The 16,544-nt window shown below is 71.3% G+C and carries 16 protein-coding genes and 2 tRNA genes; 8 read left to right on the forward strand and 10 right to left on the reverse strand.

What is annotated here, in order from left to right; translation table 11 throughout:
- Window positions 1–7 precede the first annotated feature (7 nt).
- The 6 genes from IAI59_RS08000 to IAI59_RS08025 form a co-directional block, all read right to left on the reverse strand.
- A complete protein-coding gene (locus IAI59_RS08000; protein WP_207416712.1) occupies window positions 8–1,312 on the reverse strand; it encodes a UDP-glucose dehydrogenase family protein in 1,305 nt (434 codons plus the stop codon).
- Window positions 1,313–1,324: 12 nt separating this feature from the next.
- On the reverse strand, window positions 1,325–2,194 hold the full coding sequence (gene galU, locus IAI59_RS08005; RefSeq protein ID WP_207416711.1) for a UTP--glucose-1-phosphate uridylyltransferase GalU: 870 nt from the start codon (window positions 2,192–2,194) through the stop codon (window positions 1,325–1,327).
- 178 nt (window positions 2,195–2,372) lie between these two features.
- On the reverse strand, window positions 2,373–3,059 hold the full coding sequence (locus tag IAI59_RS08010) for a J domain-containing protein (RefSeq protein WP_207416710.1): 687 nt from the start codon (window positions 3,057–3,059) through the stop codon (window positions 2,373–2,375).
- A complete protein-coding gene (locus IAI59_RS08015; RefSeq protein WP_207416709.1) occupies window positions 3,056–3,757 on the reverse strand; it encodes a vWA domain-containing protein in 702 nt (233 codons plus the stop codon). Before IAI59_RS08015 ends, IAI59_RS08010 begins: the two co-directional genes overlap by 4 nt.
- An 81-nt stretch (window positions 3,758–3,838) precedes the next feature.
- A complete protein-coding gene (locus IAI59_RS08020) occupies window positions 3,839–6,121 on the reverse strand; it encodes an NADP-dependent malic enzyme (protein WP_207416708.1) in 2,283 nt (760 codons plus the stop codon).
- Between the two features lie 55 nt (window positions 6,122–6,176).
- A tRNA-Leu gene (locus IAI59_RS08025) sits at window positions 6,177–6,259 on the reverse strand.
- Between the two features lie 71 nt (window positions 6,260–6,330).
- Between IAI59_RS08025 and lipB the strand changes: the two genes are divergently transcribed.
- Both lipB and IAI59_RS08035 read left to right on the forward strand, forming a co-directional pair.
- Window positions 6,331–7,008: a lipoyl(octanoyl) transferase LipB gene (lipB, locus tag IAI59_RS08030; RefSeq protein ID WP_207416707.1), complete on the forward strand. Its 678-nt coding sequence runs from the start codon at window positions 6,331–6,333 to the stop codon at window positions 7,006–7,008.
- 90 nt (window positions 7,009–7,098) lie between these two features.
- Window positions 7,099–8,154 carry an Ldh family oxidoreductase gene (locus IAI59_RS08035; RefSeq protein WP_207416705.1) on the forward strand — a complete coding sequence of 352 codons (1,056 nt, stop codon included), beginning with the start codon at window positions 7,099–7,101 and terminating at the stop codon, window positions 8,152–8,154.
- Between the two features lie 16 nt (window positions 8,155–8,170).
- On the opposite strand, the gene IAI59_RS08040 is transcribed toward IAI59_RS08035, so the two are convergent.
- Window positions 8,171–8,245: transfer RNA gene (locus IAI59_RS08040), tRNA-Val, on the reverse strand.
- Window positions 8,246–8,364: 119 nt separating this feature from the next.
- Here IAI59_RS08040 and IAI59_RS08045 point away from each other — a divergent pair.
- Window positions 8,365–9,240, forward strand: a complete 876-nt coding sequence (locus IAI59_RS08045; protein ID WP_207416703.1) for an N-formylglutamate amidohydrolase — start codon at window positions 8,365–8,367, stop codon at window positions 9,238–9,240.
- A gap of 349 nt (window positions 9,241–9,589) precedes the next feature.
- Here the strand turns inward: IAI59_RS08045 and ahpD are convergent, their stop codons facing one another.
- The gene (gene ahpD, locus IAI59_RS08050) at window positions 9,590–10,120 is read right to left on the reverse strand and encodes an alkylhydroperoxidase, AhpD family (protein ID WP_207416701.1); all 531 of its coding nucleotides are present in this window, start codon (window positions 10,118–10,120) and stop codon (window positions 9,590–9,592) included.
- Between the two features lie 117 nt (window positions 10,121–10,237).
- Window positions 10,238–10,810 carry a peroxiredoxin gene (locus tag IAI59_RS08055; protein WP_207416698.1) on the reverse strand — a complete coding sequence of 191 codons (573 nt, stop codon included), beginning with the start codon at window positions 10,808–10,810 and terminating at the stop codon, window positions 10,238–10,240.
- 141 nt (window positions 10,811–10,951) lie between these two features.
- Here IAI59_RS08055 and IAI59_RS08060 point away from each other — a divergent pair, with 141 nt between their 5' ends.
- From IAI59_RS08060 to IAI59_RS08075, 4 genes are all read left to right on the forward strand, one after another.
- Window positions 10,952–11,872 (forward strand): hydrogen peroxide-inducible genes activator, encoded by a 921-nt coding sequence (locus IAI59_RS08060; RefSeq protein ID WP_207416696.1) that lies wholly within the window; start codon window positions 10,952–10,954, stop codon window positions 11,870–11,872.
- Window positions 11,873–11,997: 125 nt separating this feature from the next.
- Window positions 11,998–12,123 carry a type B 50S ribosomal protein L36 gene (ykgO, locus tag IAI59_RS08065; protein ID WP_007003646.1) on the forward strand — a complete coding sequence of 42 codons (126 nt, stop codon included), beginning with the start codon at window positions 11,998–12,000 and terminating at the stop codon, window positions 12,121–12,123.
- A gap of 115 nt (window positions 12,124–12,238) precedes the next feature.
- The gene (locus IAI59_RS08070) at window positions 12,239–13,690 is read left to right on the forward strand and encodes an FAD-linked oxidase C-terminal domain-containing protein (protein ID WP_207416694.1); all 1,452 of its coding nucleotides are present in this window, start codon (window positions 12,239–12,241) and stop codon (window positions 13,688–13,690) included.
- A complete protein-coding gene (locus IAI59_RS08075) occupies window positions 13,687–14,865 on the forward strand; it encodes an FAD-binding protein (RefSeq protein ID WP_207416692.1) in 1,179 nt (392 codons plus the stop codon). The genes IAI59_RS08070 and IAI59_RS08075 overlap by 4 nt, the downstream gene beginning before the upstream one ends.
- Before the next feature lie 2 nt (window positions 14,866–14,867).
- On the opposite strand, the gene IAI59_RS08080 is transcribed toward IAI59_RS08075, so the two are convergent.
- A complete protein-coding gene (locus IAI59_RS08080) occupies window positions 14,868–15,062 on the reverse strand; it encodes a hypothetical protein (protein WP_207416691.1) in 195 nt (64 codons plus the stop codon).
- A 141-nt stretch (window positions 15,063–15,203) separates the two neighbouring features.
- Here IAI59_RS08080 and glcF point away from each other — a divergent pair, with 141 nt between their 5' ends.
- Window positions 15,204–16,520, forward strand: coding sequence for a glycolate oxidase subunit GlcF (gene glcF, locus IAI59_RS08085; RefSeq protein ID WP_207416690.1), 1,317 nt, complete (start codon window positions 15,204–15,206; stop codon window positions 16,518–16,520).
- The last annotated feature ends 24 nt before the right edge of the window (window positions 16,521–16,544 follow it).

A 16,544-nucleotide genomic window follows, 5' to 3' on the forward strand; every position in this document is an offset into this window, starting at 1 on the left:
TTAGAAATCAGGGGCGGCCGATGGAGGAATAGCTGAAGCCGGCCTCGCGCATCTGGGCGGGGTCCCAGACGTTGCGCAGGTCGCAGACCACCTTGCCCTTCATCGCCGCGCGCAGCTTCTCGGGCGACAAGGCGCGGAACTCGTTCCATTCGGTGATCAGCATCACCGCATCGGCGCCCTGCACCGCGTCCATGGCGGAGCTGGCGAAATGCAGATCGGCCGGCAGCACCTGCCGCGCGTGGCCCGGCTGCGGGTCGTAGGCCCGCAGCTTGGCGCCGGCGGCGATCAGCGCGGGAACGATCACCAGCGAGGGCGCGTCCCGCATGTCATCCGTCTCGGGCTTGAAGGTCAGGCCCAGGATGCCGATGGTCTTGCCCGCGACCGAGCCACCCAGCGCATCGATGACGCGCTGCGCCATCTGCTCCTTGCGGGTGTCGTTGGCGGTGATGGTCTGCTCGACGATGGTGACGGGCGCGCCCAGCTCCTGCGCCGTGCGGGCCAGCGCCAGCGTGTCCTTGGGAAAGCAGGAGCCGCCGTAGCCGGGGCCCGCGTGCAGGAACTTGCGGCCGATGCGGCCATCCAGCCCCATGCCGCGCGCCACGTCGTGCACGTTGGCGCCGGCCTTTTCGCACAGGTCGGCCATCTGGTTGATGAAGGTGATCTTCACCGCCAGGAAGGCGTTGGCCGCGTACTTGATCAGCTCCGCCGTTTCCAGCGAGGTCTGCACCACCGGCGTCTCGATCAGGTAGAGCGGGCGGTACAGGCGCTTCAGCACCGCCGCCGCGCGCTCCGACTCCACGCCGATCACCACGCGGTCCGGACGCATGAAATCGCCGATCGCGCTGCCTTCGCGCAGGAACTCGGGGTTGGACGCCACCTCGATCTGCCCGTCGGGGCGGGCGTTGCGCACGATCTCCTCGATCTTGCGGCCGGTGCCGACGGGTACGGTGGACTTGGTCACCAGGACCAGCGGGCCCTCGGCTGCCTTGGCCACCTGCTCGGCGGCGGCGAAGACGTAGGTGAGGTCGGCGTGGCCGTCGCCCCGGCGCGTCGGCGTGCCGACGGCCAGGAACACGGCGTCGGCGCCGCGCATGGCTTCCTTCAGCTCGGTGGTGAAGGTCAGGCGACCGTCACGGGCGTTCTCCTCCACCAGCCGGTCGAGGCCCGGCTCGTAGATGGGGATACGCCCCTGCTTGAGGGCCTCGATCTTGGCCGGGTCGGTGTCGACGATGCAGACATCGACGCCGAACTCGGCAAAGCACGCACCTGAGACGAGGCCGACATAGCCGGCCCCCAGCATCGCAATCCGCATGTCGAATAAGCCTTACACGTAGCGGGGCAGGAAGCCGCGCACGGCTTCCGCAAGGTCGGGGCGGGCCAGCGCGAAGGCCAGCTGCGCCTCCAGGTAGCCGATCTTGTCGCCGCAGTCGAAGCGGCGGCCTTCGTAGCGCAGCCCATGGAAGGGCTGGGTCGGGATCAGCTTGGCCATGGCGTCGGTCAGCTGCACCTCGCCGCCGGCACCCTTTTCCATCAGGGCCAGAAAGGGCACCACCTCGGGCATTAGCACGTAGCGGCCGATGACGGTGAGGTTGGACGGCGCCTTGTCGACCGGCGGCTTTTCCACCAAGCCCTTGACGGACACCAGCCGGCCCTTGTCCTCGGCGATGTCCAGCACGCCGTACTTGTTGACGCGCTCCATCGGCACTTCCTCGATGGCCACCACGTTGCCACCGGTTTCGCGGTAAGCATCGGCCAGCTGCTTGGTGCAGGACACCTCGCACTGCATCAGGTCGTCGGGCAGCAGGATGGCGAAGGGGTCGTCGCCGATAAAGGTGCGGGCGCACCAGATGGCGTGGCCGAGGCCCATGGGCACCTGCTGGCGCACGGTGGAGATGGAGCCGGGGGCCACGGCCTGGGCATGCAGCTCGGCCAGCTCCTTGTCCTTGCCGCGCTCCTTCAGGGTGCGCTCCAGCTCGTAGGCCACGTCGAAATGCTCGACGATCGCGGTCTTGCCGCGGCCGGTGACAAAGCAGAACTGCTCGATGCCGGCGGCGCGCGCCTCATCGACGGCATACTGGATCAGCGGCTTGTCGACGACCGGCAGCATTTCCTTGGCCAGCGCCTTGGTGGCGGGCAGGAAGCGCGTGCCAAGGCCGGCAACGGGCAGCACGGCCTTCTTCAGCGGTTTCGTCACCGGGGCTGGTTCCTCTTCGTCACTCTGGTCGGTCGTCGGCCATTCACCATGCCGGGGCGGCAGGATTATGGCCGGCGCCAGCATTGCCACGCGGGCGGGGCAGGGGCAATCGCCACGTGGGCTCGGGACGCGCCGTCAAGAGGTGAATTTTACGCGGGTGGCGCCATAACCACGGCGATCACTCGCCAAGCAGCAGGTCGCGCGCTTGGTTCAGCCGGGCGGCCTGCCCCGGGTCGCCGCCATGGTCGGGATGCGCGGCGCGCATCAGCCGGCGGTGCGCCGCGCGAATCTCGGCCGGGCTGGCGCCTTCAGAAAGCTGCAGCAGGGCCAGGGCTGCGGCGCGGGCCGTGGCGGCGGGCGACATCGGGTCCGGCGTGACCCGCCAATGCGGCGCCGTGCGGTCCAGCCAGCTTTCCAGCAGGGGCACGCTTTCCGGGTCGGCGGCATGGCAGGCGGCCAGTAATTCGCGCGCTTCCTGCAGCGACAGCTCGGCCAGCTCCCGCCCGGCCATCGGCCCGGCCAGCACGCGGCCGGACAGGGTGCCGCTGGCCGGGTCCAGCCGCATGGCCAGGGTGGCGGTGGTCAGGGTGGTGGCGGCGTCCCCGGCCGGGGCGGCGGCGGCGAAGCGCCGGCGCGCCCAGCGGCGCCGCAAGGCGGGCCACAGCCAGGGCAGCACCGGCAACAGCAAGCCCAGCAGGGCCGCGCCCCGGCCGCTGGCCACCAGCAGCACCACGCCAATGAGCGCCAAGCCCGCCACCAGCCACTTGGCCCCCTGCTTCACCCGCGCCACGCCGGAATGCGCGAAGGCGTGCAGCAGCCAGCCGATCGCCGCCACCACGGCCAGGCCGCCCAGAAACCAGCTCACGCTCCCGGTGCCGGCAACTGCGCCAGCAGGGCCCGCGCGCCCGCCGTGTCCAGCCGCGCCAGCGCCGCATGGCCGCCCGCCGCGAAAGCGCCCACAGCCCGCAGCAGGTCGCGCAAGGCCGCCGCGCTGCCAGCGCCGAACGGCGCGTGCGCACCACCCGAAAGCCGCGCCAGCTGCCGCATCACCGTGCCCGCCGTCGGGTCCGAACCTTCCTGAAAGGCGAAGACCGGGGTGCCGCGCACGCCCAGCTGTCCAGCCAGGTGGCACAGGGTGTCGGCATCCTCCTCCACCGCGTCGCCCACCAGAACCAAGGCATGCAGCCGCGCCCTGGCGGCCTCGTTCACCGCGTGCCGCAAGGCGCGTTCCAGCTGCGTGCGGCCGCCCAGGCAGGTCACTTCCGCCATGCGGCGCGCCAGCGTGGCGGCATCGGCGATAAAGGGCGTCGCGGCGAATTCACCGAAGCCCCGCCAGTAGGCCAGGCTGACTTCCAGCCCGCCCAGCCCGGCGGCGGCCTGGAACATCTCGGTTTGCAAATGGCTGGCCAGGTCCCAGCCCGCCTGGCGGCTGGCCGTGGCATCGACGGCGAACAGCAGCCGCCCCGGGCGATGCGCCACGGGGCGCAGCGCGGGCACCGAATCGGCCTGCTTCAGAAAGGCCGCGACGGCGGCGGTGACGGGCTTGGCCGGAAGGTTCGCCATGATGGCGGAGACATGGCGATGCGGGGTGGGGGCGTCCAGGGTCCGCAAAGCGAAGGCGGAACCGGAAGCCCCCCCCGGGCCTCAGTTCCCGCTGGCCGGCCCTGCCACCTGCGTCACCGCCAGGGCCGTGAGGTTGGCGATGCCGCGCGCCGTGACGCTGGGCACCAGCACATGGATGGGCTTGCGCATGCCCAGCAGCACCGGCCCGAGCTGCAGGCCGTCGCCGGTGGCCTTGACCAGGGAATAGGCGATGTTGGCGGCATCCAGGTTGGGGAAGACCAGCAGGTTGGCGCCTTCCGTCAGCGGGCTGTCCGTCACCTGCCGCTCGCGCACCGCCTGCACCAGCGCGGCGTCGGCGTGCATCTCGCCATCCACCTCCAGCGCGGGGTCGGCGGCGCGGATCAGCCGCAGAGCCTCGCGCATCTTGCGGGCGGAGGGGGCTTGGCTGGCGCCAAAGGAGGAATGCGACAACAGCGCCGCCTTGGGCGCCAGGCCGAAGGCGCGCACCTGCTCGGCCGCCAGCAGCGTCATCTCCGCCACCTGCTCGGCCGTGGGGTCCACCAGCAGGTGGGTGTCCACGAAGAACAGCGTGCCGGCGGGCAGGATGACGCTGGTCAAGGCGTAGACGCGCTTCACGTCGTCGCGCTTGCCGATCACGTCATAGGCCTGGTGCCATTGCCGCATCCACTCGCCCAGGCCGCCGACCAGCGCGGCGTCCACGCGGCCGGTTTCCAGGAGCAGGGCGGCGGCGGTGGCGGGGCGGGTACGCACCACGCGCTCGCAGCTATCGGCCGGCACGCCGCGGCGGGCGACCTTGGCGCGGTAGACCTCCGTCAGCTCCGCCAGCAGGGCGGTGTCCTCGGACGGGTCCACGACCTTGACGCTTTCCGTCAGGTCCATGCGCAGGCCCATGGCGCGGACCTTGCTCTCGATCACCTCGCGCCGGCCGATCAGCACGGGCTCGGCCAGCTCGTCGTCCAGCACGGACTGCACGGCGCGCAGCACCCGCTCGTCCTCGCCCTCGGAATAGGCGATGCGGCGCGGCTGCTTTTTGGCGGCGAAGACCACCGGGCGCATCAGGTCGCCGGAGCGGTACACGAAGCGCTCCAGCACCTCGCGATAAGCGGCGAAGTCCTCGATCGGGCGGGTGGCGACGCCGCTGTCCATGGCGGCGCGCGCCACGGCGGGGGCGATCTCCAGGATCAGCCGGGGATCAAAGGGCTTGGGGATGATGTAGTCGGGGCCGAACACCGGCGCGTGGCCGCCATAGGCCGCCGCCACCACCTCCGACGCCTCGATCCGTGCCAGGCGCGCGATGGCCTCCACGGCGGCGACCTTCATCGCCTCGTTGATGGTGGTCGCCCCCGCGTCCAGCGCGCCGCGGAAGATGAAGGGGAAGCACAGGACGTTGTTGACCTGGTTGGGGTAGTCCGACCGGCCGGTGGCCACGATGGCGTCCGGCCGCACGGCGCGCACCGCCTCCGGCAGGATCTCCGGCTCCGGGTTGGCCAGCGCCAGCACCAGGGGCTTGGGCGCCAGCAGCGGCAGCCACTCGGCCTTCAGCACGCGTGGGGCGGACAGGCCCAGGAACACGTCGGCGCCGGGCAGCGCGTCCTGCAGGGTGCGTTCCGTCGTGTCGCGGGCGTAGCGGTCCTTGTAGGGGTCCATCAGCTCGGTGCGGCCGGTGTAGACCACGCCCTTGATGTCGCAGACCGTGATGTTCTCGCGCTTGGCGCCCATCTCAACCAGCAGGTTGAGGCAGGCCAGCGCCGCCGCGCCGCCACCGGAGGTGACGATCTTGGCGTCCGCCAGCTCCTTGCCCTGCACCAGCAGGCCGTTGCGCACGGCGCTGGCCACGATGATGGCGGTGCCGTGCTGGTCGTCATGGAAGACGGGGATGTTCATCCGCGCCCTGAGCTGCTCCTCGATCACGAAGCACTCGGGGGCCTTGATGTCTTCCAGGTTGATGGCGCCGAAGGAGGGCTCCAGCACCGCCACGGCGTCGATGAACTTCTGCGGGTCGCGCTGCTCGACCTCCAGGTCGATGGAATCGATGCCGGCGAACTTCTTGAAGAGCACCGCCTTGCCCTCCATCACGGGCTTGGAAGCCAGCGCGCCAATGGCGCCGAGGCCCAGCACGGCGGTGCCGTTGGTGATCACCGCGACCATGTTGCCGCGGGCCGTCATCTCGTAGGCGGCCTGGGGATCGGCGGCGATCGCCTCGCAGGCGGCGGCCACGCCGGGGGAATAGGCCAGCGCCAGGTCACGCTGCGTCGCCATGCGCTTGGTCGGCTCGATGCTGAGCTTCCCAGGCCGCGGCAGGCGGTGATAGTCGAGCGCGGCTTTGCGGAAGTCTTCGTCCATCGGGCACCTGCTGAAGCCCCGGGACCGGGATCTAGCGGGGCAAGGATGGGAAATATGCGGCCAAGAAGATTCGAACTTCCACGGGGTTGCCCCCACCAGCACCTCAAGCTGACGCGTCTACCATTCCGCCATGGCCGCATACGGGTTAGTCAACGGTAGGCGGCGGGCTATACCGCAGCTTTCCCCCCGCATCAACAACCCGACCGAGCATGACCGACGATAATCTCACGCAAACGCTTCCGCTGCTCGACTGGCGGGTTGAGGACGGGCTGACCGACTACCCCGCCGCCCTGGCCGCCATGGAAGCGCGCATTGCCGCCATCCGCGCCGGCACGGCGACGGAGCAGGTCTGGCTGGTGGAGCACCCGCCCACCTACACCGCCGGCACCTCCGCCACGCCGGAAGGGCTGGTGGATGCCCGCTTCCCGACCTTCAAGGCCGGGCGGGGCGGGGAATGGACCTATCACGGCCCCGGCCAGCGCACCGGCTACGTGATGCTGGACCTGACCCGGCCGCACGGCCGCGTGCCCGCCCGCGACATCCGCGCCTTTGTGCAGGCGCTGGAGGAATGGATGATCCGGACGCTTGCGCGCTTCAACGTGCGGGGCGAGCGGCGCGAGGGCCGCATCGGCATCTGGGTGGCCGACCCCAAGCGCGGCGGCGAATCCAAGATCGGCGCCATCGGCGTGCGGGTGACGCGCTGGGTGAGCTGGCACGGCATCGGCCTGAACGTGGAGCCCGACCTGTCGCATTTCGGCGGCATCGTGCCCTGCGGCATCCGCGAGCATGGCGTCACCAGCCTGTGGGACCTGGGCGTCACCGCGACCATGGACGAGGTGGACGCGGCGCTGAAGGGGTGCTGGGACGAGGTGTTCGGCGAGGGCTGACCGGCGGGCGGCGCCTTCCCCCCCTGGCCGAGCCCGCGCATCCGGTGCCATCCTTTCGTTCGAGGAAACACCACAAGGACGACCCGCCGCATGACCACCGACCCGCGCTTCGACGCCGCCGCCATGCGTGCCTTCGCCACCGACCTGTTCGCCGCCGCCGGCATCGCGCGCGGCAAGGCGGCGGTGATGGCGGAGATCCTGGTGGAGGCCGACCTGCTGGGCCACGTCACGCACGGGCTGGCGCTGGTGCCGAAATACCTGGACGACGTGCCCGGCGGCATTCTGGCCCGTGACGGCGAGCCGGAGGTGATCTCCGACCGCGGCGCCTGCGTCGCCTGGAACGGCCACGGGCTGCCGGGGGCCTGGCTGGTGACGCGCGCGCTGGATCTGGCCTTTGAGCGGGTGGCGCAACACGGCACGGTCAGCATCGCCATCGCCGAAAGCCACCACATCGGCGCGCTGGCCGTATACCCGCTGCGCGCGGCGGAACGCGGGCTGCTGGCCATCCTGCACAGCAGCGCACCGGGCAATGGCAGCGTCGCGCCCTTTGGCGCGCGCACCGGCGTGCTGGCGCCGGACCCGGTGGCGGCGGCCTGGCCCACCGGCGGGGACCCGGTGGTGCTGGACATCAGTGCCTCCATCACCACCGCCAACCTCAGCGCGCGCATGGCCAAGGAAGGTGCGCAGTTCGAACATGAATGGCTGCTGGATGCCGAGGGCAACCCGTCGCGCGACCCGGCGGTGCTGGGGCAGGGCGGCACCATCCTGCCGACCGGCGGGCTGCATCATGGCCAAAAGGGCTATGCCCAGGCCCTGCTGACCGAGGCCCTGACCCAGGGCCTGTCCGGGCGCGGCCGCAGGGAGGGCGCGGCGGGCATGCGCGCGGCGCTGTTTCTGCAGGTGATCGACCCCGCCGCCTTTGCGGGGCTGGACGCCTTCCAGGCACAAACCGGCCACACGGCGGCGGCCTGCCGTGCCGCGTCGCCACGCCCGGGCTGGCCCGCCGTGCGCCTGCCGGGCGAAAAGGGGCTGGGGCTGCGCCGCGCCGCACTGGCCGGGGGCGTGCCGCTGGCCGAACGCATCACCGCGCCGCTGGCCGAGCTGGCGGCGAAGCACGGCCTGAGCATGCCGCAGCCGATGTCATGATGTGAGGAGAGCCGGATGGTGGGCGCGACAGGGATTGAACCTGTGACCTTCCCCGTGTCAGGGGGACGCTCTCCCGCTGAGCTACGCGCCCATCCGGCAGGGCGCGGTCTCTAGCGCGGCGGCGCGCGGCGGGCAAGAGGCCGTCGCACCGGAATCGTATGCGGCGCGGCGTGACAAGAACGTGACTCTCTGGCTTGATCGGGCCGACCCATGGACCTTCCGCTTTCCACCCTCGCCGAGGCACAGCCCGGCCCCGTCTCGCTCCGCCGCCCGCCCCGCCAGACGGCGCCGGTGGTCTTCGCCTCGCCGCATTCCGGCCGCTGCTACCCGGCCGAGTTCCTGGCCGAAAGCCGGCTGGACGCGCTGGCCGTCCGCCGCTCGGAAGACAGCTTCGTGGACGAGCTGTTCGCCGCCGCGCCCGAGCATGGCATGCCGCTGCTGGCCGCCACCTTTCCCCGCGTCTATTGCGATGCCAACCGCGAGGCCTGGGAACTGGACCCGGCGATGTTCGATGGGCCGCTGCCGCCCTGGGTGAACAGCGCCAGCCCGCGCGTGGGCGCGGGACTCGGCACCATCGCCCGCATCGTCGCCAATGGTGAGCCGGTGTACCGCAGGCGCCTGTCCTTTCCGGCGGTGGAAAGCCGCATCCAACGGTGCTGGCACCCCTACCACGCGGCGCTGCGCCGGCTAATTGAGGAAACCCGCGCCGAGTTCGGCTGCTGCCTGGTGATCGACTGCCATTCCATGCCGACGCACCCTCTGCTCGGCACCCAGATGCCGGACATGATCCTGGGCGACGCGCACGGCACCGCCTGCGCGCCGCGCGCCGTGCGGCTGGTCGAGGAACACCTGGGGGAGCGCGGCTACCGCGTCCGGCGCAACGACCCCTATGCCGGCGGCTTCGTGACCCGCCACTACGGGCGCCCGCGGGAACAGGTGCATGTGCTGCAGATCGAGCTGGCGCGCGCGTTGTACATGAACGAGGCGACCATCGAGCGGGTGCCCGGCATGGCGCGGCTGCAGGCGGACCTGGGCGGCCTGATCGCGGCGCTGAGCGTGACGGACTGGTCGTTCCTGCGGGCCTAGGACCACGCGGCCCCCGCCTTCCGTCAGCGCCGGTTGTGCGGCATCGGGCGCATTGGCCTGCCGGGCCGCGGGCAAAAAAAAGGCGGTGCCGAAGCACCGCCGAGTTTAGGGAGGAAACGTCCAAGAAAGACAACAACTCAGCGTACTGGGTTGCTGCGAGACGAAACATACGCATCTGTTCATACGTGCGCAAGCGGAATTTCGCGCTGCAACACAAAAAACGGATGTGCCCAGCGCAGGGCGGCCCGGTGTTTCCGCATACCTTCAGGTGATATTCCGGCGCCCAAACGCAACAAACCCCGCCAAAGGCGGGGTTTGCGTATACATGCCCAGGATGCAGGCAGGTATTTTATGCCGCAATTGCGTCCTCAGCCGTCAGGACGCTGGCGGCGGCATTCACCACGGAAGCGACGCGCACGGCGGCCTGCACCTGCTCGGTCGTCACGCCGCCGTGCTTCACCACCTTCTCGTGGCTTTCCATGCACATGCCGCAGCCGTTGATGGCCGACACGGCAAGCGACCAGAGCTCGAAGTCGACCTTGTCGACGCCCGGCTTGCCGATGACGTTCATGCGGAGCTTCGCCGGCAGGGTCGCGTAGTCGCCGCCCACTAGGTGCACGAAGCGGTAATAGACGTTGTTCATGCCCATGATGCCGGCGGCGGCCTTGGCCGCCGTCAGCGCCTCGGCCGACAGCTTGGGACCGAACTCGGCGACGATCGCCTTGATCACCTCGGCATTGCCGGTGGCCATGGCGCTGGCCACGAAGGTGCCGGCGAGCTTCTGCTGGTCCAGCACCGGCTCGGTCGCCAAGCTGCCCAGGTTCAGCTTCAGGTCTTTGGCATATTCGGGCAGGCGGTTGCGCAGGGCGTCCAGCGACATGCGAAGGGGTGCTCCGGTCAGAAGGGGGGGGCGAATCGAAAGGGGCGGCGCAAGGCCGCCGGGCGCAGGGAGCGCCAGAAAAGCCCGGCGGGGCAGGGCGCCCCGCCGGAAGCCGCCTCAGGCGGCCTGGAACAGCTCGTCCGGCTTCAGGGTGTCGCTGCCCTTGGTCCAGTTGCAGGCGCACAGCTCGTCGGTCTGCAGCGCGTCCAGCACGCGCACCACTTCCTGCGGGTTGCGGCCGACGTTCAGGCCGTTCACCGAAGCCCACTGGATGATGCCGTCCGGGTCCACGATGAAGGTGGCGCGCAGGGCGACGCCCTCGTTCTTGTCCAGGATGCCCAGCGCCGCGGACAGCTCGCGCTTGGTGTCGGCCAGCATCGCGAAGGGCAGGTCGTTGATGTCCTTGTTGTGCAGGCGCCAGTTCAGGTGGACGAACTCGCTGTCGGTCGAGGCGCCGTAGACCACCGCGTCACGGTCGGCGAACTCGGTGTTCAGCTTGCCAAAGGCCGCGATTTCGGTCGGGCAGATGAAGGTGAAGTCCTTGGGCCAGAAGAACACGATCTTCCACAGCCCGGCGTCGGACTCGCTGGTCACCTCGGTAAAGGACTTGCCAGGACCTTCCAGACCCTCGGGGCCGCCCTTGACGGCGGTCAGCTTGAAGGAGGGGAACTTGTCGCCAACGGTCAGCATGGTCTTATCCTTCGAAAGGCGCGGTTCAATAAGCATAAGCGACAGGCCAAGCCGAAGCTTTGCCCACCGGCAGTGGAATTATGGTGTGCAGTGCACACATGTGCCAATGAATTGTTTTCGATAAAACGAGTGGCCCTGTCGATGACCCCGCTGCCCAGCCCGCAACAGCTGCGATACCTCGTGGCGCTCGCCGACCTCGGTCACTTTGGCCGGGCGGCCACCGCCTGCGCTGTCACCCAGTCCACCCTGTCCGCCGGCATCATCGCGCTGGAACGGCAGCTCGATGCCGCGATCCTGGAGCGCGGCCCGGCCAAGCGTCCGGTATTCACGCCGCTGGGGCTGGAGCTGGTGGGGCGCGCCCGGGCGGCGCTGTCCGCCCTGTCGGCGATGGCGGAAACGGCCGCGGCGGCGCGCGACCCCCTGACCGGCCCTTTGCGGCTTGGCATCATTCCCACCATCGGCCCGTTTCTGTTGCCGCGGCTGATGCCGGCGCTGCGGCGCGCCTTTCCCCGCCTGCGCCTGTGGCTGCGCGAGGACCTGACCGACCGCCTGGCCGAGGACCTGCAGGGCGGCCGCCTGGACCTGCTGCTGCTGGCGCTGCCAGCCATGCTGCCGGACGTGGAAACGCTGCGCATCGCCGACGACCCCTTCGTGGCCGCATTGCCGCCGCAGCACCGGCTGCTGGACCGCTCGCCCCTGCCGCTGGCCGACCTGGGCGGCGAGCGCCTGCTGCTGCTGGAAGACGGCCATTGCCTGCGCGACCAGGCGCTGTCCGCCTGCGCGCTGCCCGGCGCGGGCGTGGGCGATGCCTTTGCCGCCACCAGCCTGCACACGCTGGTGCAGATGGTCGCCGGTGGCCTGGGCGTGACGCTCTTGCCGCGGCTGGCGGTGGCGGGCGGCGTGGCGCAGGGCACCCCGGTGGTGCTGCGCCCGGTGGAGGCACCGTCTGGGCAGGTGACCGGGCGCACGCTTGGCTTGGCGTGGCGCGCCCGCTCGCCCCGAGCGGCGGAATTCCGCAGTCTGGCGCCGGTGATCGGGGATGCCATCGCCGCCGTCGCGTGACATCGCGCCGGCCCTGGCCCGCCAATCGCGTGGCGGGGATGCCCCCGGGGCGTGGCCATGCCGGCTTGTGGTTGACAACCGGTCCCCCACCGCCTAAAGCCCGCCCCCTCGCGACGAGGTTGGACATGAAGATCCGTAACAGCTTGAAGTCTGCCAAGACGCGCGACAAGAACTGCGTGGTGGTCCGCCGCCGTGGCCGCTTGTACGTGCTGAACAAGAAGAACCCCCGGATGAAGGCCCGTCAGGGCTGATTCCAGCGATCTTCTGGCAAGAAAGGCGCCCCGGGTTTCCCGGGGCGCCTTTTTTGCGTTCTGGACGCCGCCGGCCGCCGGTCGCATCTTCCCTGGCAAAAGGGAGAGCGCCGCGATGATCGAACTGCCCGCGCCGGACCGCGCCGTGCTGGCGCGCCGCGACTCCATTCTGGCGGAGCTGCGCGCCATCCTGCCCCCCGGCCCGCGCGGCGAGGCGGTGATCGGCGACCCCACCCGCCTGAAGCCTTATGAAACGGACGGGCTGAGCGCCTATCGCCAGCCGCCGCTGGCCGTGGTGCTGCCGGAAACCACCGAGCAGGTGGCCGCCGTGCTGCGTTATTGCCACGAGAACCGCATCCGCATCGTGCCGCGCGGCGCCGGCACCAGCCTGTCCGGCGGCGCCCTGCCGCTGGAGGACGGCATCGTGCTGGGCCTGATGCGCATGAACCGCATCCTGGAAGTGGACTACGCCGACCGGCTGGCGGTGGTGCAGGCGGGCGTCACCAACATCGGCATCACCCAGGCGGTGGCCGATGACGGGTTCTTCTACGCGCCCGACCCGTCCAGCCAGCTCGCCTGCATGATCGGCGGCAACGTCATGATGAATTCGGGCGGCGCGCATTGCCTGAAATACGGCGTCACCGCCAACAACCTTCTGGGCGTGACGCTGGTGACCATCGAGGGCGAGGTGCTGCGGATCGGCGGCGACCACCTGGACGCCGCCGGCTACGACTGGCTCGGGCTGATCACCGGCAGCGAGGGGCAGCTCGGCATCGTCACGGAAGTGACCGTCCGCATCCTGCGCGCGGCGGAAGGTGCGCGCGCCATGCTGGCCGCCTTCCGCTCCAACGAGGTGGCGGGGCAGGTGGTGGATGCCATCATCGCCAGCGGCGTGATCCCGGTGGCGCTGGAATTCATGGACCGTCCGGCGATCCATGCCTGCGAGGCCTTCGCCCATGCCGGCTATCCGCTGGATGCGGAGGCGATGCTGATCGTCGAGGTGGAAGGCAACCAGGCGGAACAGGACTTCCTGCTGGGCAAGCTCAAGGCCATCTGCGCGCGCTTCGACCCCATCTCGCTGCGCGTGGCGGAAACGGCGGAGGAATCGCTCGCCATCTGGAAGGGCCGCAAGGGGGCCTTCGGCGCGGTCGGCCGCATCAGCCCGGATTATCTCTGCATGGACGGCACCATCCCGACTGGCGAGCTGCCGCAGGTGCTGCGCCGCATCGGCGAGATGAGCGAGAGCTACGGCCTGCAGGTCGCCAACATCTTCCATGCCGGCGACGGCAACCTGCACCCGCTGATCATGTTCGACGCCAACGACCCCGACAGCTTCCGCCGCGCCGAGGATTTCGGCGCCGACATCCTGAAGCTCTGCGTCGAGGTCGGCGGCTGCCTGACCGGCGAGCACGGCGTGGGCGTCGAGAAGCGCGACCTGATGGGCGTGCAGTTCGAGGCGCACGAGCTGGAGCAGCAGCGCCGCATCAAGGCGGCCTTCGACCCCGCCTGGCTGCTCAACCCCGCCAAGGTGTTTCCGCTGGCCGGCAACGCGGCGCTGGCCCGGTGAACCTCCGACCGAGCGACGAGGCCGGGGTGGTGGAGGCGGTGCGCGCGGCGGTGGCCGACCGCGCGCCGCTGGCGGTGCAAGGCAACGGCACCAAGCGCGGCAGCCTGCGCCCGGTGCAGGCGGCGCGAACGCTGTCCACCGCCGGGCTGTCCGGAATCACCTTGTACCACCCGGCCGAGATGGTGCTGTCCGCCCGCGCCGGCACCCCCATCCCGGAGATCGAGGCCGCGCTGGCCGGGCACCGGCAGATGCTGCTCGCCGAGCCGCCGGACTTCTCCGCCCTGCTGGGCACCACGGCGCCTGCCACGCTGGGCGGGCTGGTGGCCGCCAACCTGTCCGGCCCGCGCCGCATCTTCGCCAGCGGCGCCATGCGCGACCACGTGCTGGGCGTGCGCGCCGTGACCGGCCATGCCGAGGTGGTGCGCTCCGGCGGGCGGGTGCACAAGAACGTCACGGGGCTGGACCTGTGCAAGCTGCTGGCGGGCAGCCACGGCACGCTGGGCATCCTGACCGAGATCACGCTGAAGGTGGCGCCGCGCGCCGAGGCCGGCGCCAGCCTGCTGGTGGCCGTGGCGTCGCTGGAGCAGGGCGTGGCGGCGCTGTCCGCCGCCCTGGGCAGTCCCTTCGGCGTCACCGGCGCGGCGCTGCTGCCCGGGGCAGGGGGCGCTGCCGCGCTGCTGCGGCTGGAGGACTTTGCCGAGTTCCTGCCGCACCGCGTGGCCGCCCTGCGCCGCGTGCTGGACCGCTTCGGGGCCATCGAGGTGCTGGACGGCGAGGCCTCCGCCGCCCGCTGGCGCGAGGTGCGCGACGCCCGCCCCCTGGCGCCGCTGGGGGCGGAGGAAGCGCTGTGGCGCCTGTCCGTGCGCCCGCAGGCCGGGCCGGGGGTGGCGGCGGCGCTGGCCGAGGGCTTCGGTGCCCGGCTGCTGCTGGACTGGGGCGGCGGGCTGGTCTGGGCCGCCGGCCCCGCGACACAGGCGGCGCATGCCACGGTGATGCGGGCCGCCGCCGCCGCGCGCGGCACCTTCACCCTGTTCCATGCCCCCGACGCCCTGCGCGCCGCCGTGCCCGTGATCCCGCCCGAGCCCGCCGCGCTCGCGGCCATCGGTGCCCGCGTCAAGGCGGCGATGGACCCGGCCGGCGTGCTGAACCCGGGGCGCATGCGCGCCGGCGCCTGACCTCAGCGCAGGGCGCGCGCCAGCCGCAGCCCGCCGGCGGGGCCGTGCGGCACGCGGCGCAGCGCGGCGTGGCGGCTGGCCTCGGCCGGGCCGCCCAGGGTGGCGGCGGCGCCGGCGGCATCCTGCAACGGCAGGGCGCGCGGCGTGGCCGGCGGGGGCGCCGCGATGCGCCCGGCGGGGGAAGGGGTGTCGCGCATGGCTCGGTCCTGCACAGGCCCCTTTTGGGCGGATCGTTCAGGCCCCTTCCTGCCTTTCTCCGGTTAATGGGCGGTAAGCGGTCGTGGCATCTTGCGCCGCCCCGCCGGCCCGCCCAGGCTGATCAAAGGGAGAACGACGGGATGCAAACCCAATTCAGCGCCGCGCAGCTGGCCGACCCGGACACGCGCGAGTCCAACGCCATCCTGCGCAGCTGCGTGCATTGCGGCTTCTGCACCGCCACCTGCCCGACCTTTGTATTGCTGGGCGACGAGCTGGACAGCCCGCGCGGCCGCATCTACCTGATCAAGGACATGCTGGAAGGCGGCGGCCCGGCCACGGAGCCAGTGGTGCGGCACGTGGACCGCTGCCTGTCCTGCCTAAGCTGCATGACCACCTGCCCGTCGGGCGTGAATTACATGCACCTGGTGGACCACGCCCGGAAGCATATCGAGGAAACCTACGTCCGCCCCTGGCCGGAACGCATGCTGCGCCGGCTCCTGGGCACGCTGCTGCCCCACCCCGGGCGGTTCCGCCTGGCGCTGCGCGGCGCCGCGCTGGCCCGGCCGTTGCGCGGCCTGCTGCCCGCCGGGCCGCAGATCTTCCGCCGGCTGCGGGCGATGCTGGACCTCGCCCCCGCCGCCCTGCCACCCGCGCCGCGGCCCGGCCCCCAGGTGCACCGGGCGCAGGGCCAGCGGCGCGGCCGCGTGGCGCTGCTGTCCGGCTGCGCCCAGACGGTGCTGGCGCCGTCCATCAACGATGCCACCATCCGCCTGCTGACCCGGCTGGGGGTGGAGGTGGTGGTCAGCCCCGGCCAGGGCTGCTGCGGCGCGCTGAACCACCACATGGGCCAGCACGACCCGGCCATGCGGCTCGCCGCCGCCAACATCGCCGCCTGGACGCGGGAGATGGAGGGCGAGGGGCTGGACGCGGTGGTGATCAACGCTTCCGGCTGCGGCACCACGGTCAAGGACTACGGCTTCATGTTCCGGGAGGCGGAGCCGGCGCTGGCGGCGCAGGCGGCGGCGGTGGCGGCCCTGGCCAAGGATGTGTCGGAAGTGCTGGTCCGCTTCGGCTACGCCCCCAGCCGCCCGGCGCCAGGGCTGGAGGTCGCCTACCATGCCGCCTGCTCGCTGCAGCACGGCCAGAAGATCACCGCCGCGCCCAAGCAGCTGCTGCGGCAGGCGGGCTTCGCGGTGCGCGAGCCGGCGGAGGCGCATCTCTGCTGCGGCAGCGCCGGCACCTACAACCTCCTGCAGCCCGAGATCGCGGGGCAGCTCCGGGAGCGCAAGCGGGCCAGCCTGCGGGCCACGGGTGCCGCGGTGGTGGCCAGCGGCAACATCGGCTGCCTGACGCAGCTGGGCGGCGCCGATGCCATGCCGGTAGTGCACACGGTGGAATTGCTGGACTGGATGGCGGGGGGGCCGGAGCCGGCGGCACTGGGCGCCACGGCGCCCTAGAAAGCGGGCCGCGCCTCGCCGCCC

Source organism: Roseomonas haemaphysalidis (genome assembly GCF_017355405.1).
GTDB classification, from domain to species: domain Bacteria; phylum Pseudomonadota; class Alphaproteobacteria; order Acetobacterales; family Acetobacteraceae; genus Pseudoroseomonas; species Pseudoroseomonas haemaphysalidis.